Here is a 26,397-nt window from a genome sequence, read left to right as displayed (position 1 = left end):
CGTCCGCCGCTACCGGCGCAGCGCCCCTGACCGAGCCGACGCCGGCCCCGGTCAGCCTGGTCCCCTCCCCCGCGTCGGCGCAGCCCGCGTCCCAGGCCGCCTCGCTTCGTCATCGCTGCTCCTCGCTGGCAGGGGTGGTCACTGGGGGTCCTGGCGGAACGGCACCGACGTCTCCCCGAAGGCGAGCGCCCCGACCGGGGTGCCACCGTTGCTGCCGGCCGCCGCGTCGAGCGGCTCCAGCGCGACGCCGCGCTGGGCCAGCTCCCGCGCGGCCTCGACGTAGCTGGTCGAGCCGCGGGAGCCCGGGTCGTAGGTGAGGACCGACTGCCCGTAGCCCGGCGCTTCGGAGACGCGGACGTTGCGCGGGATGACCGCGTCGAGGACCAGCTCGCCGAAGTGGTTGCGCACCTCGTCGGCCACCTGGTCGGCGAGCTTGGTCCGCCCGTCGTACATGGTCAGCAGGATGGTCCGGACGGCGATCCCCGGGTTGAGGTGCTGGCGGACCAGGTCGATGTTGTTGAGCAGCTGGCCGAGCCCCTCGAGCGCGTAGTACTCGCACTGGATGGGGATGAGCACCTCGTCGCCGGCCACCAGCGCGTTCAGCGTCAGCAGGCCCAGGGACGGCGGGCAGTCGATGAGCACGTAGTGCGGGCGCCGCTCCCGCGGCAGCGCCGCCACGTACGCCTCGATCGCGCGGCGCAGCCGGTGCTCGCGGGCGACGACCGAGACGAGCTCGATCTCGGCGCCGGCGAGGTCGATGGTCGCCGGGACGCAGAGCAGGTTGGGGCTCGCCGTCGTCTGGTGCACCACCTCGGAGAGCGTGCTGTCCCCGACGAGCGCGTCGTAGATCGAGGGCGTGCCCACGGTGTGCTCGACGCCGAGGGCGGTGCTCGCGTTGCCCTGCGGGTCGAGGTCGATGACCAACGTGCGCAGGCCGTAGAGCGCGAGCGCCACCCCGAGGTTCACCGTGGACGTGGTCTTGCCGACCCCGCCCTTCTGGTTGGCGATGGTGATCACCCGGATGCGCCCGGGGGCCGGGAACGGCTCCTGCTCGGCGGCGTGCAGCACGCGGGTCGCGCGCAGCGCCTCCATGGCGATGGGGCTGTCGAAGTCGGCGAGCCCACCCGAGGACGACGCCGTCGCCGACTGGTCAGCAGCGAGGCTGCTGCGCAGCCGCTCGCCCGGGTCGGTCATCGCAGGTCCTTCCTCTGTCGGCGTTTCACGTGGAACGGATCGGGTAGCGACGCTTGTTCCACGTGGAACAGCGGAAGGACTCCCTGCCCCCAGCACTCGCAGGCTCGCGCCGGGACCCTGCAGGTGGCCTCATCACCGGTCTCCCCGCGTCATGACCACCACGGTAGTGGCAGCGTCTCCCAGCGAGGCACCGACGGCCCGTGCCTCGATGTCGCGCATGCCGGCGGCGTGCAGTTCGGGGCGGAGCGCCGGCAGCTCGGCCAACGCGCGCGCCCCGACGAGGGCCACCAGCTGAGCGCCCGGCCGCAGCAAGCCGCGGCACCAGCCGACCAGGCGGGGCAGCGGCGCGACCGCACGGGCGGTGACGACGTCGACCCGCCCGACCGCGGAGACGACCGCACGGTCCTCGGCGCGACCGCGGACCACCCGCCACGCGGCCGGCGGCTCGGCCAGGTCGGCGACCGCCTCCTCCAGGAACTCCACGCGGCGGGCCATCGGCTCGACGAGCGTCAGCGCGATGTCCGGGCGGGCCAGACCGAGCGGGATGCCGGGGAGGCCCGCGCCGCTGCCGACGTCGACCACCCGGGCGTCCCGGGGCACCGCCTCGGCCACCGCGGCGCTGTTGAGCACGTGCCGCTCCCACAGCCGCGGGACCTCGCGGGGGCCGATGAGGCCCCGGGTCACCCCGTCGGAGGCCAGCCGGGCCACGTACCGCTGCACGGCCGGCAGGGCGTCACCGAAGACCTCGGCCGCCTGCGCCGGCGCGGCGGGGACCTCCGGGAGTTCCGCGGCGCCGGCTCCGGGACCTGCCCCGCTCACCTGTCGGGCAGGACCACGACGCGGCGGCGGGGCTCCTCGCCCTCCGACTCGCTGTGCACCCCTGCCACCGAGGCGATGACGTCGTGCACGACCTTGCGCTCGAACGGGTTCATCGGGCTGAGCCGCTCGGGCTGCCCGCTGGCGGCCACCCGCCGCGCGGTCTCCGCGGCGAGCGACGTGAGGTCGGCCCGGCGCTTGGCCCGGTACCCGCCGACGTCGAGCATCAGCCGGCTGCGCACGCCGGTGGACTGGGCGACGGCGAGACGGGTGAGCTCCTGCAGCGCCTCCAGCGTCGCGCCGTCCGGCCCGACGAGGTCACCCAGCCTCCCCCCGACGATGGCGACCGACGCCCGGTCGCCCTCCACGTCGAGGTCGATGTCGCCGTCCACGTCCAGGATGTCGAGGAGTCGCTCGAGGTAGTCCCCGGCCACGTCGCCCTCGCGGACGAGCAGGTCGTCACCGGCCCCACCGGCCCCGCCTGCCCCGTCGGTCTCGACGTCGACGGGCTCCACGACGGCGTCGTCGCTGGCGGCGTCCGCGTCAGGCAGGGCGGGCGGGTTGTCTGTCACGGGCTGCTGCGGAGCACTCACGGGTGTTCCTCCCAGTTCGGTGCGGCGGCCGGGTCGTCCCGGTGGTCTGGATGCCGGACGGGCCGGCGGCGGAGCGGTGCGGCGGAGGTCAGCGACGCTTCCGCTTGCCGCGGTTGGCCGGCCCCTGGCCGGCGCCGGGGCGGGAGCTGCGGCCCGAGCCCGAGCCGGCGGCGCGCGACCCGGTGGCGCCGTTGCCCGTCGAGCCGTTCGCGGTGGACCCGCCCGCGACGGGGTCGTTCCCGACGACGCCGTCGCCGTCCACGGTGCTCGCCGGGGCCACGGTGGTTCCCGACGGGCGCCCCTGCTTGGGACGCACCGGCTTGGCGCCGGGCTTCGGGGCCAGCGTCCTGGGGTCGACCGCCGGCTTCTCCGCGGCGGCCTTGGCCTTGGCGGCGTCGGAACCGGGCGGCGGCATCTTGCGCAGGATGAAGAACTGCTGCCCCATGGTCCACAGGTTGTTCGTCATCCAGTAGATGAGGACACCGATCGGGAAGATGAAGCCGGAGACGAAGAGGCTGATCGGGACGCCGTAGAGCATCAGCTTCTGCACCATCGCGGCCTGACCCTCGACCGGGCCCGAGCGCGCCATGATCTGCTTCTGCGTGAAGTACGTGGTGAAGCACATGACCACGATCAGCGCGAACGCGACGATGCGGATGTTCGTGTAGTTGACGCCGGCGATCCCGAGGATCGCCTCCTCCTTGGCGCCGCTCATGTTGAACGACGCGGAGATCGGCGCCCCGAAAAGCTTGGCCCGTGCGGCCTCGTCGGTGAGCTGGTCGGTCCAGGAGTACAGCCCCTGCTTGCCCGGGGCGAGCCGGCGCAGCACGTGGAAGAGCGACAGGAACACCGGGATCTGCGGGAGGATCGGCAGGCAGCCCGCCAGCGGGTTGACGCCGCGCTCCTTCTGGAGCTGCTGCATCGCCACGGCCATGCCCTGGCGGTCGCTGCCGTACTGCTTGCGCAGCTTGGCGATCTCCGGCTGGAGCTCCTGCATCGCCCGCTGCGACTTGACCTGCTTGACGAACAGCGGGAACAGGATCAGCCGGATCGTGACGACCAGGAAGACGATCGCCAGCACCCAGCTCAGCCCGCCGAGGGCCGTCTCCGGCGCGGGGTCCTGGAAGATCAGGTTCCACAGCGAGTGCCACCGGGCCATGACCCAGGAGATGGCGGTGTACAGCCAGTCAAGCAACGGAGGACTCCTCCTGCGCGGTCCGGCACGCGGCCGGCGGGGTGGCCTCGCGGCCGGGGTCATCGGGCGGCGCGACCGGAGGACGTGCCGCTGAGGTGGACGAGCGGGAGCCCGTCCCGGTTCCACGGGCCGGCGGGACGGGATCGACGCCGCCCGGGTGCCACGGTGCGCACTTCGCCAGCCGGACCAGCGCCAGCCAGCTGCCGCGGGCCGCGCCGTGCCGGGCCACGGCCTCGGCGGCGTAGGCGCTGCACGTGGGGTGGAACCGGCAGCGCGGCGGGAACGCCGGGCTGATGGCGCGGGAGTAGAAGCCGACGGCACGCAGCAGCAGCCGCGCCGCGGCGGAGCGCCGCGGGACCGCCCCGGCCGGGCCGCTCATCGGCGGGACCCCCGGTCGCCGAGCAGCCGGTCCAGGCCTGCGGCCAGGTCGCGGTGCAGCGCCGCCGAATCGGCCGCGGCAGCCTCGGGGCGGGCACGGACGACGAGGTCGGCGCTCGTCGGGAGCCGGTCCAGCTCGGTGCGGACGACGGCACGCAGCCGGCGGGTCACCCGGTGGCGGACCACCGAGTTGCCGACGCTCTTTCCCACCACGAAACCGGCCCGCGCAACCGCCGGCGACGACGCGTCGCCGGCCGGCTGCTCGGGCCGTTCGGGGAGGTAGTGCAGCACCATGGTCGGCCGCCCGGCGCGCCGGCCGGTTCGGACCACCGCGGTGAACTCCGGGCGCCGGCGCAGGCGTGCCTGCGCAGGCAGCACGTCAGGCGGAGAGCTTCTCGCGGCCCTTGCGCCGACGGGTGGCGAGGATCGCCCGGCCCGCGCGGGTCCGCATCCGCAGCCGGAAGCCGTGGACCTTGGACCGGCGACGGTTGTTCGGCTGGAAGGTGCGCTTGCTCACGAGGTACTCCCACTACACGGCATCGGCGGTGCGGCCCGTCGGCGGACGGGCGCGCGCGGGGCATCGGAGCGGCACGACGACCGTCCGAGGGACCCCGGAAGCTGGCACTGCGGACAGACGGACCCGGGTCGGCTGCGCAGACTGGCGCCGCCGGGGGACGGGCACACCCGTCCGCAGACTCCGGCCAGCATAGCCGAGGACCGACGGGTGCCGGTGACCGACCGCCCATGGTGCGCCCGCCGCGCCCGCCGGAGGGCGGCGGCGCGCCGGGCGGCGACGACGTCCCGCCGCTGCGGCCCGGACCGGGCGCGGGGCGCGGCGGCGTTGCCGGGCTGTGGACGGGGCTGTTAGCGTCGCCGTCGCTCCGCGTCGGGCGTCAGGGTCACGGCGCGCGGGCCGACCCCGTCGGTCGACCGACCGCCGAGCCACTCCTCCAGCCGCCCGAACAGGGCCGTGACCAGCGAAGATGCTGCAACGGCCCGCGTCCCGTGCGGAGCCGGCGCAGCACACCTGCCGGCCGTGCACAGCCTGTGGACACCGATGTGGAGCGCGCACGTTCGCGTATCCACAACCGGGGCACACCGGTGGACGGTCCGCGGAGGCGCGGCGCGGCCGTGGACGCACCGGGAGCGGCCGCGGGGGTCGACAGCATGGGAGGACGAGACGGCATGGCCGATGCCACGTTGGACCTGGCGACGGTCTGGGACCAGATCCGCGAGCGGCTGGCGACCAGCCTCTCCCCGCAGCAGAACGCGATGCTCAACCTGACCCGGCCGCTCGGCCTGGTCGAGGACACCGCCGTGCTGGCCGCCCCCAACGAGTTCACCCAGACGGTGCTCGAGTCGCGCATGCGCCGGGTGCTCGCCGAGGCGTTGTCCGAGCAGTTCGGCCGCGACATCCGCGTCGCCGTCCAGCTGGAGGACGCACCCGCGACGCCGCCGTCCCCTCCGCAGGAGCAGGAGCCGACCCGCCGGCCCTGGTCGGCCGTCGAGGCGCAGCGCGCGGAGGAGGACCAGGCCACCCGGGACCGCGCCGACGACGGGCGCAGCGCGTTCGGCGTCCGCACCGACGTCGTCGGCACCCCGGCGCCCTGGGATCGCCCCGCCGCGGCCGAGCGGCCGATCGGCCAGGACTTCTCGGCGATCCGCGAGCTGCACCCCGCCGACGGCCCGCCGCGGCCCCCCGCGGACCGCGGCGCACCCGAGGACTGGAGCACCACGACCTGGGGTGGCGGCCCGTCCGCGCCGGCCGACGACCAGGACTGGGGCGGCTCCGGCTCGGCACCGATCGCGGACGTGCTCCCCTTCGACGCCGACGGCGCGACCGGCGAGCAGCGCAGGTCCGCCGCCGGGGGCGGGACGCGCGGCCGCCGTCCGGAGGCGGGCCGACCGGCCGGCCTGGACCCGGGGCTCAACCCCAAGTACGTCTTCGACAGTTTCGTCATCGGCAACAGCAACCGGTTCGCCCACGCCGCGGCGGTCGCGGTCGCCGAGGCGCCGGCCCGCGCGTACAACCCGCTGTTCATCTACGGCGAGTCCGGGCTGGGGAAGACCCACCTGCTGCATGCCATCGGCCACTACGCCGCGCGGATGTTCCCCAACGTGAAGGTGCGCTACGTCAGCACCGAGGAGTTCACCAACGAGTTCATCAACCTGGTGCACTCCGGGCGGGCCGAGGACTTCCGCCGCCGGTACCGCGACATCGACTTCCTGCTCATCGACGACATCCAGTTCCTGGAGCGCGCCGAGCGGACGCAGGAGGAGTTCTTCCACACCTTCAACACGCTGCACAACGCCAGCAAGCAGATCGTCATCACCTCCGACCGGCCGCCGAAGAAGCTGACCACGCTGGAGGACCGGCTCCGCACCCGCTTCGAGTGGGGCCTGATCACCGACGTCCAGGCGCCGGACCTGGAGACCCGCATCGCGATCCTGCGGAAGAAGGCGTGGGGCGAGCGGCTGCAGGTGCCCGACCAGGTGCTGGAGTTCATCGCCTCGAAGGTGCAGACCAACATCCGCGAGCTCGAGGGCGCGCTGATCCGGGTGACCGCGTTCGCGTCGCTCAACAAGCAGCAGGTCGACCTGCCGCTGGCCGAGCTGGTGCTCAAGGACCTGATCAGCGACGAGCAGGGCCCGCAGATCACCGCGGCGATCATCATGGCCGCGACCGCGGAGTACTTCTCCGTGACGATGGAGGAGCTGCAGGGGACCAACCGCAGCCGCACCCTGGTCAACGCCCGGCAGATCGCGATGTACCTCTGCCGGGAGCTCACCGAGCTGTCGCTGCCACGCATCGGGGCGTCCTTCGGCGGCAAGGACCACACCACGGTCATGCACGCCGTCAAGAAGATCACCAACTTGATGAGCGAGCGGCGCGCGACGTACACCCAGGTCACCGAGCTGACCGCCCGCATCAAGAGCCGCGCCCGGCAATGACATCGCGGTCCTCCGGACCGCACCGCGATCACGTGCCGTTCCCGACGTGAGCTGAGCGGGTCCGTCGCGCCTGCGCGGGAGCCTCCGGCCCCCACTCGGCACGACCCTGCCTGCCGTCCCCCGGTCGAACCGAGCACCTCTGCCGGCGCCGCCCCTGCCTGCCTCGGCCCGCCTGACAGGTCCCGTCTGAGCTCTCCCCGGCGGGTACCCCGTCCTGGCTCACCGTGGGGGTCCTGGGCCCACGACCGGCGCTGAGCCAGCAACCGGGACGATCAGGTGAGCTGATCACCGGAGCTCGGGCGGGCGGGGGAGGCGGTCACGAGTCAGCCGGCGGGCCTGTCCGCGGCCGCCGGCGGTGACGGTGCGCAGCTGGGACGGTCACCGTGCGGACACCTCCCGGCCACCGTCCCGACGCGGTCGACAAGTCGTTGTCCACACCTGTGTGGATCCCTGGGGACGGCGGAACCGCAGGTTCTGCGCCCGTCGACCGGTGGAACGACGGTCACCGGCATCGACTCGTCGAGAAGTTGTCCCCAGGGATGTGCACAGCTGGGGGTAAGTCCGGTCGACGTCGTTCCGCCGACGGCGCGGCCGGCAGCCCCGCTCGCCCGTCCGACGGCGCCCCGGACCACCGCCACGCGATGCTGACCTGCAGGTATGACGCTGCCGGAGCACCCGGCCCGCACCTGGACCCGCGATCCGCCCGCATCCCGTGCACACCACCTGGGGACGAGCCGGGGAGACGCAGGGGACAGGACGTGGACCACCGGCGGTCACCGTGCACAACCGTCGATCTGTCCACGTGTCGACAACAGGGAGACGGTGACCACCCACAACCGGCCAACACCCCGGATCGCTCGCTGACCTGCGGGAAGGGCCCCGATCCCCAGCTTCCACACCAGTGATGACGAGGATGAAGGAGTTATCCCGGAGAATTCTCGAACCCCAGTCTGGGTGGGGACGCTCCGCTGGGCAGGGGTCCCGGCTCCCCGGAGCACATCACCAGCGCCCCAGCACTCCCAGCAGCCCATCGAGGGACCGGGGTTTCCCCACGGGGGGCTGCAACAGGCACGATGAGCACCGCAGCGAGGCCTCCGCCCCGCGGCAGGACGACGACGAGCTCCGCACCCGCACCGGCCACCTCCCTGGCCGGCACGCAGGCGCGGACCGAGCAATGGGTGGGTCGAGAGATGAAGTTCCGGGTGGCACGTGAGGTGCTCGCCGACGCCGTCGCCTGGACGGCGCGCAGCCTGCCGCCGCGGCCGTCGGTCCCGGTGCTGGCCGGCATCCTGCTCGAGGCCGACGGGAACCAGCTGTCGGTCTCCGGCTTCGACTACGAGGTGTCGGCGCGCTCCGAGGTCGACGTCCAGACCAGCGAGAGCGGGCGGGTGCTGGTCCCGGGCCGGCTCCTGGCCGAGATCACCCGCGCCCTCCCCCCGCACCCGGTCGACATCACCGCCGAGGGCCCGCGCCTGGCGATCACCTGCGGCAACGCGCGCTTCAGCCTGCCCACGCTGCCGGTCGAGGACTACCCGTCCCTGCCCGCCATGCCCTCGGCCGCCGGCATCGTCGACAGCGACGTCTTCAGCGAGGCGGTGGCCCAGGTCGCCATCGCCGCGGGGCGGGACGACACGCTGCCCATGCTCACCGGTGTCCGCCTCGAGATCGACGACGACCAGATCACCCTGGCCGCCACCGACCGCTACCGGCTCGCCGTGCGCGAGTTCGCCTGGCGCCCGCAGACCTCGGGCCTGTCGGCCGCCGTCCTGGTGCCGGCGCGCACGCTGGCCGACGCGGCCAAGACGCTCACCAGCGGCCCGGAGATCACCCTCTCGCTGTCCTCGGGCAGCTCGGGCGAGGGCATCCTCGGTCTCTCCGGCAAGGACCGGCAGACCACCACCCGCCTGCTGGACGCCGAGTTCGTGAAGTACCGCGCGATCATGCCGTCGGAGTCGTTCGCCAACGCCACGCTGCCGGTCGGCCTCTTCACCGACGCCGCCAAGCGCGTGGCGTTGGTCGCCGAGCGCGGGACGCCGCTGCGCTGCGAGTTCAGCCCCGGCCAGGTGACGCTGCGGGCGGGCGGCAGCGACGACGAGGGTCAGGCGGAGGAGCGCTGCGACGTCGACTTCGACGGCGAGCCGCTGACCATCGGCTTCAACCCGACGTTCCTGCTCGACGGGCTGGCCGCGGTGCACACCGAGCGGGCGCGCATGGACTTCACCAGCCCGCTGAAGCCGGCGGTGCTCTCCGGCGTCGACGAGCCGCCGGCCGACGGCGACGCGCCGCCGGTGCCCGCCGAGCGCGCCGGCAGCTACCGGTACCTGATCATGCCGGTGCGGCTGCCCGGCTGAGCAGGAGGACCTTCGTGCCCCCCACCGCTCTCCGGCGTGCGGCGGGCCCCTGCGCGAGGGTCGCCCACGGGGCACGATGACGAGCGAAGACGCCACGACGAGGAGAGGGACCGACGTGCAGCTGGGTCTGATCGGGCTGGGGAAGATGGGCGGCAACATGGCCGAGCGGCTGCGCCGCGCCGGTCACGAGGTCGTGGGTTACGACCACTCGCCGGGGAAGCGGGACGTCGAGAGCCTGCCCGAGCTGGTCGAGGCGCTCGCCGAGCCCCGGGTCGTCTGGGTGATGGTGCCCTCGGGTGAGCCGACGCGGGCCACCGTCAAGGAGCTCGCCGGGCTGCTGTCCCCCGGTGACGTCATCGTCGACGGCGGGAACTCCAAGTACACCGACGACCAGGTGCACGACGTGATGTGCCGCGAGCAGGGCATCGGCTACATCGACTGCGGCGTCTCCGGGGGTGTGTGGGGCCTGGAGAACGGCTACGCGCTCATGGTCGGTGGCACGAAGGAGGACGTCGCCAAGGCGCAGCCGATCTTCGATGCCCTCAAGCCGCCGGCGCCGGTGGACGAGTCGGGGCAGGAGATCCCGGGCGCGGGATACGTGCACGCCGGGCCCGTGGGCGCAGGCCACTTCAGCAAGATGGTCCACAACGGCATCGAGTACGCCCTCATGCAGGCCTACGGCGAGGGCTACGAGCTGCTCGCCGCCGTCGACCTGATCGAGGACGTCCCCGGCGTCATCGCCTCTTGGACGCAGGGCACCGTCATCCGCTCCTGGCTGCTGGACCTGCTGGTCCGCGCCCTGGAGGAGGACCCGGCCCTGGAGCGCATCTCCGGCTACGCCGAGGACTCCGGCGAGGGCCGCTGGACGGTGGAGCAGGCGATCGAGAACGCCGTCCCCATGCCGACGATCGCGGCCTCGCTGTTCGCCCGGTTCTCCTCGCGCCAGGACGACTCGCCGACCATGAAGGCCGTCGCCGCGCTGCGCAACCAGTTCGGCGGGCACGCGGTCCGCGCCGTCCAGGCGCAGGAGGCCGAGCGCCCCGCCTGAAGGAAAGACCTCACCAGGGGGCCGTTCCAGGCCCTCACCAGGGCGATCCGGCAACTCACCACGGGAAGGCTGAGGTGTACCTGAGACACCTGCAGGTGGGGGACTTCCGCAGCTGGGAGCGGGTCGACCTGGCGCTCGGCCCCGGGCCGACGGTCTTCGTCGGCCGCAACGGCGAGGGCAAGACCAACCTGGTCGAGGCGGTCGGCTACCTGTCCACCATGAGCAGTCACCGGGTGTCGGCCGACGCGCCGCTGGTCCGGCACGGGGCGGGGCAGGCCGTCGTCCGGGCCGCGCTGCGCCGCGGTGACCGCGAGCTGCTGGTCGAGATCGAGATCAACCCCGGCCGGGCCAACCGGGTACGGGTCAACCGGGCGGCGCTGCCGCGGCCGCGCGAGGTCCTCGGGCTGGTGCGCACGGTGCTGTTCGCGCCCGAGGACCTGTCGCTGGTGCGCGGTGACCCGACCGAGCGGCGGCGGTTCCTCGACGAGCTGCTGGCCACCCGGACGCCCCGGCTGGCGGGGGTGCGCAGCGACTACGACCGCGTGCTCAAGCAGCGCAACGCCCTGCTGAAGACCGCCCGGCTGGCCCGCGGCAAGGCCGTGGAGACTCTCGACGTCTGGGACGGCCACCTCACCGACCTGGGCGCGCAGGTCCTCGCGGCGCGCCTGCGGCTGGTCGCCGACCTCGCGCCGCACGTGGCGGAGTCCTACGCCGGCGTGGCCGGGGCGGGCGCCGCCGCCGCCGGGCTCGGGTACAGCTCGACGGTCCCGCTGGCCGGCGATGGTGCGGCGCTGGTCACCGGTGCCGCGCTGCCCTCCGTGGAGGAGCTCGCCGAGGCCATGCGCGCCCGCGTCGCCGAGCGCCGGGGCGACGAGCTCGACCGCGGCATGACGCTGGTCGGGCCGCACCGCGACGACCTGGTGATCCACCTGGGACCGGCCCCCGCGAAGGGCTTCGCCAGCCACGGGGAGTCCTGGTCGCTGGCCCTGGCCCTGAAGCTGGCCACCTTCGCGCTGCTGCGCAGCGAGGGCGAGGACCCGGTCCTGGTGCTGGACGACGTCTTCGCGACCCTGGACGCCGAGCGGCGCGCCGCCCTGGCCGCCGTCGCCCGGTCGGCCGAGCAGACGCTGATCACCGCGGCCGTCGTCGACGACGTGCCCGCGGAGCTGCGGGGAACCCGGGTCGAGGTGGGTGGCGGCATGGCGCTCGTGGTGAAGGACGCGGTCCCGGCAGGCGACGGGGGCATGCCGTGAGCGACGACCGGCCGGCGCGGCCCAGCGACATCGCACGGGCCGCGCTCGAGGCGGCCCGCGCCGCGTCGGCGTCCCGGCCGCGACCCACCCGCCGCCGGATCGCCGGGCCGCGGCGCACCTGGACCGGGCCGCGCCCGGGCGCCGACGACCCGCAGCCGCTGGGCAACCTGGTCGACGCCCTGGTGAACCAGCAGGACTGGTCGGCCCGCACGAAGGTCGGGTCCGTCTTCGGCCGGTGGGACGCGATCGTGGGCCCGGACATCGCGTCGCACTGCCGGCCGGAGACCCTCACCGAGGGAGAACTGCTGGTGGTGGCCGAGTCCACGGCGTGGGCCACGCAGCTGCGGCTGCTGGCCCCCTCGATCCTCGGGAAGCTGCGCGCGCAGGTCGGCGGGGACGTCGTGACCCGCTTGCGCGTTGTCGGACCGACGGCTCCCAGCTGGAAGAAGGGCCCGCGCTCGGTGCGCGGGCGGGGGCCGCGCGACACGTACGGATGAGGCGCCCGCCCGGTGGGCCGGCGCCGGGGAGGACGATGCAGGCATGAGCACCCCCCGCGACGGCAACCGGGACGGCTTCGACGACGGCGACGGCCGCGGCTGGCGCGAGCCGCCGCACCTCGGCAACGGCGGGGACGACGAGGAGGACCGCCCCAACTTCGCCGACCGGCGGAGGACGCCCCGCGAGGAGCCGCCGGCCGGCCAGCCCTGGCAGCCCCCGGGCTGGGACCTCCCGGCCGCCGAGCCCGACCGGCCGGCGCGGCGCGACGACGTCCCGCCGTCGACGCAGCACCCGCAGCAGCAGCCGCCGTCCGACCAGGCTCAGTACCCGCCGCCGCAGGGGCCGCCCGCGGAGCAGGCGCAGTACCCGCCGCCGGAGCAGCCGGCCCCGCGTGGCCTGTTCGGCCGCCGCCGGCGCAAGCCGGGCGCCGTGGAGCAGGTCTTCCGCTACGAGGGCGACCTCGTGGGCGCCCAGGGCTGGGCGCTGCAGCAGGGCTGGACGGTGTCCGACGGCACCGCCCCGCAGGACGCCCCCCTGGCCGACCTGATCGCCAGCGCGCCCGTGCGGGCCACCAAGGACCACCGCGCCGGGAACGTCCTGCGCGGCCGGGCGGGGACGCTGGAACTGGTCGCGTTCGACGTCGTCTACGCCTCCGGGCGCTACCTGGTGCCGGAGTACGCGGTCACCGCCGTCCCCATGCTGGGCACCGTGCCGGGCTTCCGGCTGAGCCCGGCCCGCTTCTGGCGGCACCGGACCGGCGGCCTGGTGCCGATGCCCAGCGGCGACCAGGCCTTCGACGCCCGCTGGCTGCTGCTGGCGGCGGAGGACGACCCGCGGCTGCGCCGGCTCGCGCAGGACCCGGCCGTGCACGCCGCGCTGCTGGGCAGCGACGACGGCGACGAGTTCTGGTCGGGCGCGGGGCACGTGGCGGCGATCCGGCCCGACGGGCACCGGCCGCAGCTGCTCGAGCACCACGCGCGCCTGCTGACGGCGGTCACCGCCGCGCTGACCTCCGGGTACTGAGGGCGCCGGCCGCCGTGACCGCACCCACCTCGGCGGACGGCGCCGGTCCGGCCGGCACCGAGCCCCCGCAGGCCGCGCGGCTGCGCGACCTGCTCCCGCTGCTGCGGCCGCACCGCCGCCGGCTGCTGCTGGCGGCCGGGCTGTCGCTGGTCGGCGCGGCCGCCGCGCTCGCCCAGCCCGCCCTGGTGGCCCGGGTCATCGACGTGGTGGGGGCCGGCGAACCCCTGTTCCCCGCCGTCGGTCTGCTGGTGGTCGTCCTGCTGGTGGCCGCGGCCCTGGGCGCGCTGCAGGGCTTCGTGCTGCAGAGCACCGCCGAGGGGTTCGTGCTCACCACCCGCCTGACCCTGGTCGACCGGCTGCTCCGACTGCCGGTGGCCGAGTACGACCGCCGGCGCACCGGTGACCTGATGTCCCGCGTCGGCTCGGACACCACGCTGCTGCGTGCCACGGTCACCTCCGGGGTGGTCGACGTCGCCGGCTCGGTGGTGGTCGGGGTCGGCGCGCTGGTGGCGATGGCCGTGGTCGACGTCTGGCTGCTGCTGGTCACCGTGCTGGCCGTGGCGGTCGGCGCGGTCACCGCCGTCCTGGCCTCCCGCGGCGTGCGCCGGCTGTCCCAGCGCGCGCAGGAGGAGGTGGGTGCGATGACGGCGGCCGTCGAGCGGGCGCTGTCCGCGGTGCGCACCATCCGGGCCAGCGGTGCGACGGGCCGCGAGGTCGAGACGGTCGGTGGCAGCGCCCGGCGGGCGCACGCGGCAGGGGTCCAGCTGGCCCGCTTGGAGGCGCTGATCTCGCCCGCCGGCTCGATCGCCGTCCAGGGCGCCTTCCTGGCGGTGCTCGGCGTCGGCGGCTACCGGGTGGCGAGCGGATCGATCACCGTGGCGTCCCTGGTGGCGTTCATCCTCTACCTGTTCCTGCTCGTCATGCCGCTGGGCCAGGCGATCGGCGCGTGGACCCAGCTGCAGACCGGGCTGGGGGCGCTCAGCCGCATCCAGGAGGTGCTCGGCCTCGCGCCGGAGGACGACGAGCGCCCGCAGCGGCCCGGGTCGCGACCGGCCGGGCCGGTCGCGGGTGCGCCGCTGCTCGAGCTCGAGGACGTCTCGTTCGCCTACCCGGACGGGACGCCGGTGCTGCACGGGGTCTCCCTGCAGGTCCCCGCCGGCAGCCGGGTCGCGCTCGTCGGCCCCTCGGGTGCGGGGAAGTCGACGGTCCTGGCGCTGGTCGAGGGCTTCTACCCGCACACCGGTGGGGTCATCCGGTGGGCGGGCACCGACGTACGGGAGCTGCCGCGGGCCGCGCTGCGCGCCCGGCTGGGCTACGTCGAGCAGGAGGCGCCCGTGCTGGCGGGCAGCGTCCGGGACAACCTGCTGCTCACCCGGCCCGACGCCACCGACCCCGAGTTGTGGGCCGTCCTCGCCGACGTCGGGCTGACCGACGTCGTCCGGCGCTCACCCCGCGGGCTGGACGTGCTGGTCGGCGACGAGGGTGTGCTGCTCTCCGGGGGCGAGCGGCAGCGGCTGGCCATCGCGCGCTCGCTGCTGGCCCGCCCGGAGCTGCTGCTGCTCGACGAGCCGACCGCGAGCCTCGACGCCCGCAACGAGAACCTCCTGCGCACCACCCTGGCGGCGGCGTCGACGGGGCGGTCGCTGCTGGTCGTCGCCCACCGGCTGTCCACCGTGCTCGACAGCGACGAGATCGTCGTGCTGGACGAGGGCCGGGTGGTCGCGCGGGGCACCCACGAGGAGCTCGTGGGCAGCAGCCCCCTCTACCGCGAGCTCGCGGCCGCCCAGCTGCTGGTCTGACCGGGCCCGAGCACGACCGGGGCCTCCTGCGGCACCGTGTTCCACGTGGAACTGCACCGGCGACGGCGACCGTCGGGACGGCGGACCGGCCAGCGCCGCCTCTGGCGGCGTGTCGGGGCCGGGGCCAAGCAGGATGGTGGACGGCGTCGCGGGAGCGGCGCAGACACGACGTCAGGGCGTCCACGGCACGGTTCCTGTCACACCTCGCGGTATCGTGGGAGACGAAAACCGTCAGCAACCGGCTGAGCGCCCTCCTGCGCCGTCCCGGCCCCCCGCACGTGCTCGGGGGCCCCGGCGCGCCGGTTGCTCGAGAGGAAGGCCCCACGTGGTCGCAGCACCCCAGGTCGACAACGCCTACTCCGGCAGCTCCATCACCGTCCTCGAAGGCCTCGAGGCGGTGCGGAAGCGCCCCGGTATGTACATCGGGTCCACCGGTGAGCGCGGTCTGCACCACATGGTGTGGGAGGTCGTGGACAACGCCGTCGACGAGGCGCTGGCCGGCTACTGCGACACCGTCCGGGTCACCCTGCTCGCCGACGGCGGCGTCCGCGTCGAGGACAACGGCCGCGGCATCCCGGTGGACATGCACCCGGTCGAGAAGCGGCCGACCGTCGAGGTGATCATGACCGTCCTGCACGCGGGCGGGAAGTTCGACGGCAAGAGCTACGGCGTCTCGGGTGGTCTGCACGGCGTCGGCGTCACCGTCGTCAACGCGCTCTCGACCAAGCTCGACGTCCGGGTCTGGACCCGCGGCAAGGAGTGGCACCAGGAGTACACGGAGGCCAAGCCGGGCCCGCTCGAGGAGGTCGGGCCGACCGACAAGCGCGGCAGCCAGATCACCTTCTGGGCCGACGGCGGCATCTTCGAGACGACGACCTACTCGTTCGACACCATCAACCGGCGGCTCCAGGAGATGGCCTTCCTGAACGCCGGGCTGACCATCGTGCTGCGCGACGAGCGCCCGGGTCACGCCAAGGCCGAGACGGGCGTCGGCGAGGAGTCCCTGGCCGAGGCGGCCACCCCGGCCGAGGCCGAGGACGAGGCGTTCGAGCCGACGGAGATCACCTACCGGTACGACGGCGGCCTGGTCGACTTCGTCGGCCACATCAACCGCCGGCGGACGCCGATCCACAAGTCGGTGATCGGCTTCTCCGCCGAGGGCACCGGCAAGAACGACATGGCCATGTCCGTGGACATCGCGATGCAGTGGTCCGACGCCTACTCCGAGTCGGTGCACACCTTCGCCAACGTGATCAACACCCACGAGGGCGGCACGCACGAGGAGGGCTTCCGCGCGGCGCTCACCTCGATCGTCAACCGGTACGCCGTCGAGAAGAAGCTGCTCAAGGAGAAGGACGAGAAGCTCACCGGCGACGACATCCGGGAGGGCCTCGCCGCGATCGTCTCGGTCAAGCTCGGCGACCCGCAGTTCGAGGGCCAGACGAAGACCAAGCTCGGCAACACCGAGGTCAAGGGCTTCGTGCAGAAGATCTGCAACGAGCAGATCGGGCACTGGTTCGAGTCCAACCCCGCCGAGGCCAAGACCATCATCACCAAGGCCGCCTCGGCGGCCCGTGCCCGGCGCGCGGCCCAGGACGCCCGCAAGCTGGCCCGCAAGAGCCTGCTGAGCAACAACTCGCTGCCGGGCAAGCTGGCCGACTGCCGCTCGACCGACCCGCGCTCCTCGGAGATCTACATCGTCGAGGGCGACTCCGCCGGCGGCTCGGCGAAGTCCGGCCGCGACTCGATGTTCCAGGCGATCCTGCCGATCCGCGGCAAGATCATCAACGTCGAGAAGGCGCGCATCGACCGGGTCCTCAAGAACACCGAGGTCCAGTCGATGATCACCGCCTTCGGCACCGGCATCCACGACGAGTTCGACATCTCGAAGCTCCGGTACCACAAGATCGTGCTGATGGCCGACGCCGACGTCGACGGCCAGCACATCAGCACCCTGCTGCTGACGCTGCTGTTCCGCTTCATGCGGCCGCTGGTCGAGGGCCAGTACGTCTACCTGGCCAAGCCCCCGCTCTACAAGATCAAGTGGGGCGGCAAGGTCGGCGACGAGTACGCCTACAGCGACCGGGAGCGCGACGCCGTCGTGAAGGCCGGCGTCGAGGCCGGCCGCAAGATCAAGGACGAGATGATCCAGCGGTTCAAGGGGCTCGGCGAGATGAACGCCAGCGAGCTCTGGGAGACCACGATGAACCCCGAGACCCGCATCCTGCGCCAGGTGACGCTGGAGGACGCGGCCGCGGCCGACGAGCTGTTCAGCGTGCTGATGGGCGAGGACGTCGAGGCCCGCCGCAGCTTCATCACCCGCAACGCGCGCGACGTCCGCTTCCTCGACGTCTGAGAGAGGACCCCGTCCTCCTCACCCCTCGCACGCTCGGGGTGGGCCTCGGGACGGGGCCGCGGCGTTAGCGGTCGACTTGGCCTTTTGTCCACCTCTGTGCACCGACCTGTGGAGACCTGAACCGTGACGGAGACCCCACCCCGCGACCGCGTCGAGCCGGTCGACCTCCAGCAGGAGATGCAGCGCAGCTACATCGACTACGCCATGAGCGTGATCGTCGGGCGTGCGCTGCCCGAGGTCCGCGACGGCCTGAAGCCGGTGCACCGCCGCGTCCTCTTCGCGATGTACGACCAGGGCTTCCGGCCCGACCGCGGGTACGTGAAGTGCGCCCGCCCGGTCGCCGAGGTCATGGGTAACTACCACCCGCACGGTGACTCGGCGATCTACGACGCCCTCGTCCGGCTCGCCCAGCCCTGGTCGATGCGCTACCCGCTCATCGACGGGCAGGGGAACTTCGGCTCCCCGGGCAACGACCCGGCGGCCGCCATGCGGTACACCGAGTGCCGCCTGACGCCGCTGGCCATGGAGATGCTCGCCGGCATCGACGAGGAGACCGTCGACTTCCAGGGCAACTACGACGGCCGCACCCAGGAGCCGGTCGTCCTGCCCGCGCGCATCCCGAACCTGCTGATCAACGGCTCCGCCGGGATCGCGGTCGGCATGGCCACCAACATGCCGCCGCACAACCTGCGCGAGGTGGCCGAGGCCGTCTTCTGGATGCTGGACCACCCCGAGGCCGAGGCCGAGGAGGCCCTCACCGCCTGCATGGAGCGGATCAAGGGCCCCGACTTCCCCACCCACGGCCTCATCGTCGGCCGCGAGGGGATCGAGGACGCCTACCGCACCGGCCGCGGCTCGGTCCGGATGCGCGCCGTCGTCACCGTCGAGGAGGACGCCCGCGGGCGCGTGCAGCTCGTCGTCACCGAGCTGCCCTACCAGGTCAACCCCGACAACCTGGCGGAGAACATCGCGGACCTGGTCAAGGACGGCCGGCTCCAGGGCATCAGCGAGATCGCCGACGAGTCCTCCGACCGCGTCGGCCGCCGGCTGGTCATCACGCTGCGCCGTGACGCCGTCGCCAAGGTCGTGCTGAACAACCTCTACAAGCACACGCAGCTGCAGACCTCCTTCGGCTGCAACATGCTCTCCATCGTCGACGGCGTGCCGCGCACGCTGCGCCTGGACGAGCTGGTGCGCAACTGGGTCAACCACCAGATCGAGGTCATCCAGCGGCGCACCCGGTACCGGCTGCGCAAGGCCGAGGAGCGCGCGCACATCCTGCGCGGCTACGCCAAGGCCCTCGACCAGCTCGACGAGGTCATCGCCCTCATCCGGCGCAGCCCCTCGGCCGAGGAGGCCCGCGGCGGCCTGATGGAGCTCCTGGACATCGACGAGGTCCAGGCCGTCGCGATCCTCGACCTGCAGCTCCGCCGGCTGGCCGCCCTCGAGCGCCAGCGGATCATGGACGAGCTGGCCGAGATCGAGGCCCGCATCGCCGACCTGCAGGCGATCCTCGCCTCGCCGGAGCGCCAGCGGCAGATCGTCAAGGACGAGCTCGCCGAGATCGTCGAGAAGTACGGCGACGACCGCCGCACGAAGTTCGTCCCCAACGAGGGCGACGTCTCGATGGAGGACCTCATCGCGGAGGAGGAGGTCGTCGTCACCATCACCCGCACCGGCTACGCCAAGCGGACCAAGAGCGACCTCTACCGGTCGCAGCGCCGCGGCGGCAAGGGCGTGATGGGGGCCCAGCTCAAGCAGGACGACATCGTCGACCACTTCTTCGTGGGCTCCACCCACGACTGGATCCTGTTCTTCACGAACAAGGGCCGGGTGTACCGGGCCAAGGCCTACGAGCTGCCCGAGGCCAACCGCACCGCCCGTGGCGCGCACGTCGCCAACATCCTGGCCTTCCAGGGTGACGAGCGGATCGCCCAGGTCATGCAGATCAAGGACTACACGGTCGCCCCGTACCTGGTGCTGGCCACCGCCAAGGGCCAGGTCAAGAAGACCCGGCTGACCGACTTCGACTCGCCCCGGCAGGGTGGGGTCATCGCGATCAACCTGCGGGACGGCGACGAGCTGGTCGGCGCCTCGCTGATCGACCCGGAGCAGGACCTCCTGCTGGTGACCCGCAAGGCGATGTCGATCCGCTTCAAGGCCGACGACGCCGCCCTGCGGCCGATGGGGCGCGCTACCGAGGGCGTCCGCGGCATCTCGCTGTCCGAGGACGACCGCCTGCTGTCGATGATCGTCGTGCAGGAGGGGGTCGACGTCCTCGTCGCCACCGAGCGCGGCTTCGCCAAGCGGACCGGCATCGAGAATTACCCGAACCAGGGGCGCGGCGGCAAGGGTGTGCTCACGGCCGACCCGAAGGCCCGCAAGGGGGCGCTCGTCGGTGCGCTCTCGGTGACCCTCGGGGACGAGCTCTACGCGATCACCTCCGGTGGCGGTGTCATCCGGACGCCGGTCAACGGCGTGCGGCACAACAAGGACCGGGCCACCATGGGCGTCAAGCTCATGAACTTGCCGGAGGACGTGACGATCGTGGCGATCGCGCGTACGACGGACAACGACGAGCCCGCCGCCTAGGGTGAGTAGCTAGTCACGCAAGCGACTGCGGCTCCGCGGTGGCCAGAAGCCGCCGCGGAGCCCAGGACTGGAGGAGCGGCTGTGCCGCTGCGGAACGGGAGACTGGCATGAGCGACCGGACGCACGGTTCGGTGCGCACCGACTCCCGGGCAGGGGACGGGAGCGCAGCGGAGGGCACCCCCGCGGACGGGGCGCCCGCGCCCACGCAGTCCATCCCCACCACCGGCAGCCAGCGGGCCCAGTCCCCGGAGACGGGGGCCGCACCGGTCGTCCCGCAGCCGCTGAACCCGGCGACCGGCGCCACGCCGGCGCAGGGCGCGGCTGCGCAGGAGGCGCCCGGGCAGGAGACGGCCCAGCAGGCTCCGGTGGCCGACGCGGACGACTCCTCCGGCCGCCCCGACGGTGACGAGGCCCCGCGGGGCGTCTCCGTGGGCGGGGCCCGCACCGGCCGGGGCAAGGCCGGCCGCGGCCCGCGCCGCGCCCGCCTGCAGGTGCGTCACATCGACACCTGGTCGGCACTGAAGATCTCGCTGATGCTGTCGATCGCCCTGTTCTTCATCTGGATGGTGGCGGTCGGCCTGCTCTACATGGTGCTCGGCGGCCTGGGCGTGTTCGAGGCCGTGAACGACCTGTTCGGGCAGATCGGCAGCGCCTCGGGCTCGGAGTCCACCGGCGACGTCGTGACCCTCGGCGTGGTCTTCTGGGGTGCGGCGGTCATCGGGGCGATCAACGTCGTCCTGCTCACCGCGCTCTGCACCGTCGGGACGTTCATCTACAACCTGTGCTCCGACCTCGTCGGCGGGCTCGAGGTCACCCTCTCCGAACGGGACTAGAACACCGCGATCCTCCGGATCGCACCGCGGCCACGTGCCGTCCCCGGTGGGCGGAGCGTGGCCGTCGTCGTTCCGCCGACCCCCGTGAGGAGCGGCCGGACGGGTCACGTATGCTGTTCGAGGTTCACGGGCCTGTAGCTCAGGCGGTTAGAGCGCATCCCTGATAAGGATGAGGCCGGAGGTTCAAGTCCTCCCAGGCCCACCCGTGTACCGGAGCCTCCTGGTTCCGCGTCCCCCGCACGTCGCCCCCGCGGCGAGCGAAGCGCCCGAGGAGGTTCTCCGCGTGCTGAAGAAGCTGGCGCTCGTCGCCGCTGCGGCCGGTGCACTCGTCGCCGTCCGCAAGCGCTCCACCGACCGGAGCGAGGCCGATCTCTGGCGCGAGGCGACGAGCGGCCCCGACGCCGTCAGCACGCCCACCCGCTGATCCACCGGCCCCACGGGGCCGCCCGGGGACGTAGCTCAATTGGCAGAGCACCGCCTTTGCAAGGCGGGGGTTAGGGGTTCGATTCCCCTCGTCTCCACCCAGATCCCCATCGATCGGGGCGCCGGCCGTCGAGCCGGGTCGAGGTCAGCGGGAGTCCTTGGGGGCTTCCTGGCGCCACCGGTCCGTGCCACGTGAAACCTCTCCTCCCCGGCCCAGCGGCACGCACCTGCCGGGACGGTGGGAGAGTGGAGCGGTGACTGATTCGACTCCCGCCCGCCGCGCGGTCCTGCACACCAACCACGGCGACATCACCGTGGACCTGTTCCCCGACCACGCCCCCAAGACGGTCGCGAACTTCGCCGATCTCGCCGAGGGCGCCCGCGAGTGGACGCACCCCGCGACCCGCGAGAAGACGACCGACAAGCTGTACGACGGCACGATCTTCCACCGGATCATCTCCGGCTTCATGATCCAGGGCGGCGACCCGCTCGGGCAGGGCATCGGCGGCCCCGGCTACCAGTTCGGCGACGAGATCCACCCCGACCTGGCCTTCACCAAGCCTTACCTCCTGGCCATGGCCAACGCCGGCCCGGGCACCAACGGCTCCCAGTTCTTCATCACCGTCGCCCCCACCTCGTGGCTGACCGGCAAGCACACCATCTTCGGCGAGGTGGCCGACCAGGGCAGCCGCGACGTCGTCGACCGGATCGCCGCCGTCTCCACCGGCCGCAACGACCGCCCCGTCGAGGACGTGGTGATCGAGTCCGTCGAGGTGCAGCGCAGCTGAGCACGGAACCGCACGGCGGGGGCGCGGCCGACCGGCCGCCGCCCCCGCCTTCGGCCTGCTACCGCCACCCGGATCGGCCCACGGGCATCCGGTGCGCGCGGTGCGGCCGCCCCATCTGCCCCGACTGCATGGTCCCGGCGTCGGTCGGCTTCCAGTGCCCGGCGTGCGTCCGGGAGGGCGCGGCGTCGGTCCGGGCGCCCAAGCGCACCTCCGGCGTCAAGGCCGCCGCCCGGCGCTGGGGCGGTGTCACGGTGACGCTGATCGGGATCAACGTCGTCATGTTCCTAATTACGGCGGTGTCGGCGGGCCTCGCCGGCAACGCCCCGCTGGAGAACTACCGGTCCGAGGTCTTCACCGACCTGGCCCAGTACCCCCTCCTGGTCGAGCTCGGGGAACCGTGGCGGCTGCTCACCGCGGCGTTCCTGCACATCGGCCTGGTGCACCTCGTGCTCAACATGCTGGCGCTGCTCATCTTCGGCTCGGAGCTGGAGCGGCAGCTGGGCCGGGTGCGATTCCTCGCGCTCTACGTCGTCTCCGCGCTCGGCGGCTCCACCGCCATCCAGTTGTTCGGCGACTTCGCCCGGCCCGTCGCCGGTGCCTCCACGGCCATCTACGGGCTCCTGGGCGCCCTGGGCGTGCTCATGGTCCTCCGCCGCCAGGACGTGCGGGGCATCCTGGTGCTGCTCGGCATCAACATCTTCATCAGCTTCCTGCCCGGCGTCTCCCTGCTGGGCCACCTCGGTGGGCTGGTCACCGGCGCCGCGGTCGCGGCGTTGCTCGTCGGCACCCGCCGCCGCCCGGCCGTCCAGGCCGCGGGCCTCGGGGCGCTGGCGGTGCTGCTGCTCGTGCTCGCGCTGGGCGTCTCGCACGTCGGCGGCGTCTGACGACGGCGGTCCGGCGGCTCACCGCGCCGGGCCGCCCCCGGGGCGCAGCTCCGCGAGATCGCCGGCCACGGACACCGGGTCGGCGCCCAGGTCCCAGCGGCCCAGGACGATGAGCAGCCCGTCGTCCGCACCGCCGGCGGGCCCCTCCAGTTCGAGGGTGCGCACCGTCGTCCCCCAGCGCCGGGCGCTGCGGACGCGCACCCGCAGCAGGCCCCAGGGCAGCACCCGGGTGCCGGTCAGCGTCCGCACCGCGACCCCGTCGGGGCCGGCGGCCAGCCGGGGTCGCAGCAGGGCCTCGCGGACGGCGAGGGCGACCAGCAGCAGCGCGGCGCCGCCGACCAGGATCCGCCCCGCCGGGTCGAGCAGCAGGGCGACCGCGCCGAGGGCCACGGCACCCGCGGCGAGACCCGCCGCCAGGGCTGCCGGAGGACTCCACTGCACGCCACCAGCGTGCCAGGTGTGGCGCGGAACATACGATCGCGGTCAGGGTGGCCGGCCGGCGCACCCGACCGTCGTCCCCGAGGAGTGGGTCCATGCGTGATGCCGTCATCTGTGCCGCCGTCCGTACGCCGGTGGGCAAGCGAGGGGGTGGGCTCTCCGGGGTGCACGCGGTGGACCTCTCCGCCCACGTGCTGGAGGCCCTCGCCGAGCGCTCCGGCATCGACCCGGCCGTCGTCGAGGACGTGTTCTGGGGCTGCGTGAGCCAGGTCGGGGAGCAGACGTTCAACATCGGCCGCAATGCGCCGCTGGCTGCCGGCTGGCCCGAGTCCGTCCCCGGCACCACCATCGACCGGCAGTGCGGCTCCTCCCAGCAGGCCGTCGCCTTCGCCGCCGCCACCGTCATCAGCGGTCAGGCCGACGTCGTCGTCGCCGGTGGCGTGGAGTCGATGAGCCGGGTGCCCATGGGCTCGGCCCGGGCCGACGGCATCGCGGGCAAGCCGCTGGGCCCGCGCTTCCTCGAGCGCTACGACGGCGTCTACCCCAACCAGGGGATCGGCGCCGAGATGATCGCCGAGCGCTGGGGCTTCTCCCGCACCCAGCTCGACGAGTTCGCGCTCTCCTCGCACGAGAAGGCAGCCAAGGCCCAGGCCGACGGCGCCTTCGACGAGGAGATCGCCCCGGTGACCCTGCCCGACGGCACGGTGGTCAGCGCCGACGAGGGCATCCGCCCTGGCGGCACGCTGGAGAAGCTCGCCTCCCTGAAGACCCCGTTCAAGGAGGACGGCGTGATCAGCGCCGGCAACGCCAGCCAGATCTCCGACGGCTCGGCCGCGCTGCTGGTGACCACGAGCGAGAAGGCCCGCGAGCTGGGCCTCCGCCCGATCGTGCGCATCCACACCACCGTCATGGCCGGCGACGACCCGGTCATCATGCTGACCGCGCCCATCCCCGCCACGCAGAAGGTGCTGGCGCGCTCGGGCCTGTCGATCGACGACATCGGCGTCTTCGAGGTCAACGAGGCGTTCGCGCCGGTCCCCCTGGCGTGGCTGGCCGACACAGGCGGCGACGCCGCCCGGCTCAACCCGCTCGGCGGGGCCATCGCGCTGGGGCACCCGCTGGGCGGCTCGGGCGCGCGGATCATGACGACCCTCGTGCACCACATGCGGGCGACCGGCACCCGGTACGGCCTGCAGACGATGTGCGAGGGCGGCGGCACGGCCAACGCGACGATCCTGGAGCTGCTGGACGCCTGACCGCCCTCCCCGCTCCTCACCAGCCCCCGGCCGCCCGGCCGGGGGCTGGTGCCGTTACAGGGGGCGGCGTCCACCGGTGGACAGCGCTCTCTCTCCGTGCACACCCGAAAGCGGTCGGTGACCCGGACGGGTCCGTCCACAGTGCCCGGGTGGATCGGTGTATCCGCAGGTCAAGGCGGGTAAGGAGCACCACGGTCGCCGCCCCGGGAGCACGGACATGTCGACTCGTCCACAGCTGGGTACACAGCTGGGGACAGACTCACACTGCTGTAGTTACGCCGTTGGCCACCTCGTCACACGTGCCCCACCGACGGGGAAACCGCAGGTCAACGTCGTGCGGACCTGATCAGTCCCTCCACACTCGGTGGACAACCCTGGGGGTGGGCCGTCATGTCGACCTGTGGACGGCGGTGACCGCTGTGCACAGTCGGGGACGCCGCCGCCCGCGAGGGTCGGAAAACGCGCGAGGCCCCCGTCCGGGTGGGACGAGGGCCTCGCGCGGCGTGCGGTGGCTGCGGGCTACCGCCAGCGCATCGACATGATCAAGCCGGCGACCATGGCGCCGAACCCGACGGCGAAGTTCCACGAGTTCAGCGACTGCATGACCGGGATCTGCTCGCCGGCGACGTAGAACACCACGATCCAGAGCAACCCGAGCAGCATGAGGGTCACCATGACCGGCGCCCACCAGCGCGGGCTGGGCTGCAGCGCCTTGGACTGCGCGCCCCGCGAGCGGACGACGTCCTCCGGCGGCGTGTACACCGACTTCTTGCGCACCTTCGACTTGGGCACGTGCGTACTCCCTCCCGGCGGCCGGACTCGTCCTCCCGGCCGGAACTGCCCTCCAGACTAAACTTCCGGGGGACGTCGGCAGCGGTGCTCCACCCGTACGCGCCGACCCCGTCGCTCGAGAGGGAGGTGTCCGGTGGCCCGCTGGTCGCTCGCCGGGCGCTCCGCATCCGCCTGGGGGGCGCTCGTCCCGGTGGTCGCCCTCGCCGCCGGCCTGCTCTTCGCCACCTCCGGCCGCACCGCTCAGGGCAGCGACCTGCGCGCCGGTGAGGTCACCCAGCTCTCCCAGCTCGTGGAGGAGCGGGACGCGGCGGTGGTCCGCCAGGAGCGCCAGCTCGTGCAGCTGCAGGACCAGGTGCAGCGGCTCACCGACCAGGTGGCGACCCGCGACGGCGACGTCGCCCGGGAGCAGGCCGTCGCCGAAGCCGTCGCTCCCTCCGCCGGCCTGACGCCGGTCACCGGCGCCGGGGTGGTCATCACCCTCGACGACGCCCCCCAGCTCTCCGACGGCAGCCTCCCGCGGGGCGCCCGGCCCGACGACCTCGTGATCCACCAGAGCGACGTCCAGGCGGTCGTCAACGCCGTGTGGGCGGCCGGCGCCGACGGCGTCGCGGTCATGGACCAGCGGCTCATCTCCACGAGCGCCGTCCGGTGCGTGGGCAACACCCTGCTGCTGCAGGGCCGCACCTACTCTCCGCCGTTCGTCATCACCGCTGTCGTGGACGCGCCCCGGGTCGAGGCGGCGCTGGACGCCTCGCCACAGGTCGCCGTCTTCGAGCAGGCGGTGGCCTCCTGGGGGCTCACCTTCGAGGTACGCGAGCGACCCCAGGTGACCGTCCCCGCCTACGATGGCGGCCTCACCCTGCAGCACGCGACCGCCGGCTGACCGTCCGGCGGTCCGCGGGTGCCCGCGCGGCACCCCGACCCCGCTAGGAGCG

24 protein-coding genes and 2 tRNA genes are annotated in these 26,397 nt (G+C 73.3%); 17 read left to right on the top strand and 9 right to left on the bottom strand.

Annotated elements, in window-relative coordinates; translation table 11 throughout:
• Positions 1–138: 138 nt before the first annotated feature.
• From E9529_RS11365 to rpmH, 7 genes are all read right to left on the bottom strand, one after another.
• On the bottom strand, positions 139–1,194 hold the full coding sequence (locus E9529_RS11365; RefSeq protein ID WP_236831260.1) for a ParA family protein: 1,056 nt from the start codon (positions 1,192–1,194) through the stop codon (positions 139–141).
• A gap of 132 nt (positions 1,195–1,326) precedes the next feature.
• The gene (rsmG, locus tag E9529_RS11360) at positions 1,327–2,013 is read right to left on the bottom strand and encodes a 16S rRNA (guanine(527)-N(7))-methyltransferase RsmG (RefSeq protein ID WP_236831259.1); all 687 of its coding nucleotides are present in this window, start codon (positions 2,011–2,013) and stop codon (positions 1,327–1,329) included.
• Positions 2,010–2,603: a protein jag gene (locus E9529_RS11355; RefSeq protein WP_236831258.1), complete on the bottom strand. Its 594-nt coding sequence runs from the start codon at positions 2,601–2,603 to the stop codon at positions 2,010–2,012. Before E9529_RS11355 ends, rsmG begins: the two co-directional genes overlap by 4 nt.
• A gap of 88 nt (positions 2,604–2,691) precedes the next feature.
• The gene (gene yidC, locus E9529_RS11350; RefSeq protein ID WP_236831257.1) at positions 2,692–3,798 is read right to left on the bottom strand and encodes a membrane protein insertase YidC; all 1,107 of its coding nucleotides are present in this window, start codon (positions 3,796–3,798) and stop codon (positions 2,692–2,694) included.
• On the bottom strand, positions 3,791–4,177 hold the full coding sequence (gene yidD / locus E9529_RS11345) for a membrane protein insertion efficiency factor YidD (protein ID WP_236831256.1): 387 nt from the start codon (positions 4,175–4,177) through the stop codon (positions 3,791–3,793). Before yidD ends, yidC begins: the two co-directional genes overlap by 8 nt.
• Positions 4,174–4,554 (bottom strand): ribonuclease P protein component, encoded by a 381-nt coding sequence (rnpA, locus tag E9529_RS11340; RefSeq protein WP_236831255.1) that lies wholly within the window; start codon positions 4,552–4,554, stop codon positions 4,174–4,176. The genes yidD and rnpA overlap by 4 nt, the downstream gene beginning before the upstream one ends.
• A 1-nt stretch (position 4,555) precedes the next feature.
• Positions 4,556–4,693 (bottom strand): 50S ribosomal protein L34, encoded by a 138-nt coding sequence (gene rpmH / locus E9529_RS11335; protein ID WP_014378710.1) that lies wholly within the window; start codon positions 4,691–4,693, stop codon positions 4,556–4,558.
• Between the two features lie 668 nt (positions 4,694–5,361).
• Here rpmH and dnaA point away from each other — a divergent pair.
• The 15 genes from dnaA to E9529_RS11260 all read left to right on the top strand — a co-directional run bounded on the left by dnaA (position 5,362) and on the right by E9529_RS11260 (position 22,976).
• Positions 5,362–7,128: a chromosomal replication initiator protein DnaA gene (gene dnaA / locus E9529_RS11330; RefSeq protein WP_255708829.1), complete on the top strand. Its 1,767-nt coding sequence runs from the start codon at positions 5,362–5,364 to the stop codon at positions 7,126–7,128.
• Positions 7,129–8,318: 1,190 nt separating this feature from the next.
• A complete protein-coding gene (gene dnaN / locus E9529_RS11325) occupies positions 8,319–9,479 on the top strand; it encodes a DNA polymerase III subunit beta (protein ID WP_236831254.1) in 1,161 nt (386 codons plus the stop codon).
• A gap of 76 nt (positions 9,480–9,555) precedes the next feature.
• On the top strand, positions 9,556–10,527 hold the full coding sequence (gnd, locus tag E9529_RS11320; protein WP_255708828.1) for a phosphogluconate dehydrogenase (NAD(+)-dependent, decarboxylating): 972 nt from the start codon (positions 9,556–9,558) through the stop codon (positions 10,525–10,527).
• A gap of 74 nt (positions 10,528–10,601) precedes the next feature.
• The gene (gene recF / locus E9529_RS11315; RefSeq protein ID WP_236831252.1) at positions 10,602–11,780 is read left to right on the top strand and encodes a DNA replication/repair protein RecF; all 1,179 of its coding nucleotides are present in this window, start codon (positions 10,602–10,604) and stop codon (positions 11,778–11,780) included.
• Entirely contained in the window at positions 11,777–12,277 is a 501-nt protein-coding gene (locus tag E9529_RS11310; protein ID WP_236831251.1) for a DUF721 domain-containing protein, read from the top strand. The genes recF and E9529_RS11310 overlap by 4 nt, the downstream gene beginning before the upstream one ends.
• Before the next feature lie 43 nt (positions 12,278–12,320).
• The gene (locus E9529_RS11305; protein ID WP_236831250.1) at positions 12,321–13,301 is read left to right on the top strand and encodes a hypothetical protein; all 981 of its coding nucleotides are present in this window, start codon (positions 12,321–12,323) and stop codon (positions 13,299–13,301) included.
• A gap of 14 nt (positions 13,302–13,315) precedes the next feature.
• On the top strand, positions 13,316–15,100 hold the full coding sequence (locus tag E9529_RS11300; RefSeq protein ID WP_236831249.1) for an ABC transporter ATP-binding protein: 1,785 nt from the start codon (positions 13,316–13,318) through the stop codon (positions 15,098–15,100).
• 325 nt (positions 15,101–15,425) lie between these two features.
• Positions 15,426–17,456: a DNA topoisomerase (ATP-hydrolyzing) subunit B gene (gene gyrB, locus E9529_RS11295; protein WP_236831248.1), complete on the top strand. Its 2,031-nt coding sequence runs from the start codon at positions 15,426–15,428 to the stop codon at positions 17,454–17,456.
• A 123-nt stretch (positions 17,457–17,579) separates the two neighbouring features.
• A complete protein-coding gene (gene gyrA / locus E9529_RS11290) occupies positions 17,580–20,048 on the top strand; it encodes a DNA gyrase subunit A (protein WP_236831247.1) in 2,469 nt (822 codons plus the stop codon).
• A gap of 107 nt (positions 20,049–20,155) precedes the next feature.
• Positions 20,156–20,881 carry a DUF3566 domain-containing protein gene (locus E9529_RS11285; RefSeq protein ID WP_236831246.1) on the top strand — a complete coding sequence of 242 codons (726 nt, stop codon included), beginning with the start codon at positions 20,156–20,158 and terminating at the stop codon, positions 20,879–20,881.
• Positions 20,882–21,009: 128 nt separating this feature from the next.
• Positions 21,010–21,083, top strand: a tRNA-Ile gene (locus tag E9529_RS11280).
• An 81-nt stretch (positions 21,084–21,164) separates the two neighbouring features.
• Positions 21,165–21,305: a DLW-39 family protein gene (locus E9529_RS11275; RefSeq protein ID WP_236831245.1), complete on the top strand. Its 141-nt coding sequence runs from the start codon at positions 21,165–21,167 to the stop codon at positions 21,303–21,305.
• A gap of 24 nt (positions 21,306–21,329) precedes the next feature.
• Positions 21,330–21,402: transfer RNA gene (locus E9529_RS11270), tRNA-Ala, on the top strand.
• A 156-nt stretch (positions 21,403–21,558) separates the two neighbouring features.
• Entirely contained in the window at positions 21,559–22,092 is a 534-nt protein-coding gene (locus E9529_RS11265; RefSeq protein ID WP_236831244.1) for a peptidylprolyl isomerase, read from the top strand.
• A 128-nt stretch (positions 22,093–22,220) separates the two neighbouring features.
• Positions 22,221–22,976 (top strand): rhomboid family intramembrane serine protease, encoded by a 756-nt coding sequence (locus E9529_RS11260; protein ID WP_236831243.1) that lies wholly within the window; start codon positions 22,221–22,223, stop codon positions 22,974–22,976.
• 18 nt (positions 22,977–22,994) lie between these two features.
• On the opposite strand, the gene E9529_RS11255 is transcribed toward E9529_RS11260, so the two are convergent.
• Positions 22,995–23,417: a PH domain-containing protein gene (locus E9529_RS11255; protein ID WP_236831242.1), complete on the bottom strand. Its 423-nt coding sequence runs from the start codon at positions 23,415–23,417 to the stop codon at positions 22,995–22,997.
• 92 nt (positions 23,418–23,509) lie between these two features.
• Here E9529_RS11255 and E9529_RS11250 point away from each other — a divergent pair, with 92 nt between their 5' ends.
• On the top strand, positions 23,510–24,670 hold the full coding sequence (locus tag E9529_RS11250; RefSeq protein WP_236831241.1) for a thiolase family protein: 1,161 nt from the start codon (positions 23,510–23,512) through the stop codon (positions 24,668–24,670).
• Positions 24,671–25,189: 519 nt separating this feature from the next.
• On the opposite strand, the gene crgA is transcribed toward E9529_RS11250, so the two are convergent.
• Positions 25,190–25,462, bottom strand: a complete 273-nt coding sequence (gene crgA, locus E9529_RS11245; protein ID WP_236831240.1) for a cell division protein CrgA — start codon at positions 25,460–25,462, stop codon at positions 25,190–25,192.
• A gap of 133 nt (positions 25,463–25,595) precedes the next feature.
• Between crgA and E9529_RS11240 the strand changes: the two genes are divergently transcribed.
• A complete protein-coding gene (locus E9529_RS11240) occupies positions 25,596–26,345 on the top strand; it encodes a DUF881 domain-containing protein (protein WP_236831239.1) in 750 nt (249 codons plus the stop codon).
• The last annotated feature ends 52 nt before the right edge of the window (positions 26,346–26,397 follow it).

The organism is Blastococcus sp. KM273128, from assembly GCF_021698975.1.
Lineage (GTDB): Bacteria > Actinomycetota > Actinomycetes > Mycobacteriales > Geodermatophilaceae > Blastococcus.
Note: the sequence above shows the minus strand (reverse complement) of the source record. Positions and strands in the feature narration are given on the sequence as shown.

Coding starts and splice junctions, on each gene's coding strand:
- E9529_RS11285 (WP_236831246.1), top strand. CDS start 20,156: ATGAGCGACCGGACGCACGGTTCGGTGCGCACCGACTCCCGGGCAGGG.
- yidD (WP_236831256.1), bottom strand. CDS start 4,177: ATGAGCGGCCCGGCCGGGGCGGTCCCGCGGCGCTCCGCCGCGGCGCGG.
- dnaN (WP_236831254.1), top strand. CDS start 8,319: ATGAAGTTCCGGGTGGCACGTGAGGTGCTCGCCGACGCCGTCGCCTGG.
- E9529_RS11260 (WP_236831243.1), top strand. CDS start 22,221: ATGGTCCCGGCGTCGGTCGGCTTCCAGTGCCCGGCGTGCGTCCGGGAG.
- dnaA (WP_255708829.1), top strand. CDS start 5,362: ATGGCCGATGCCACGTTGGACCTGGCGACGGTCTGGGACCAGATCCGC.
- gnd (WP_255708828.1), top strand. CDS start 9,556: ATGACGAGCGAAGACGCCACGACGAGGAGAGGGACCGACGTGCAGCTG.
- E9529_RS11250 (WP_236831241.1), top strand. CDS start 23,510: ATGCGTGATGCCGTCATCTGTGCCGCCGTCCGTACGCCGGTGGGCAAG.
- E9529_RS11365 (WP_236831260.1), bottom strand. CDS start 1,194: ATGACCGACCCGGGCGAGCGGCTGCGCAGCAGCCTCGCTGCTGACCAG.
- E9529_RS11305 (WP_236831250.1), top strand. CDS start 12,321: ATGAGCACCCCCCGCGACGGCAACCGGGACGGCTTCGACGACGGCGAC.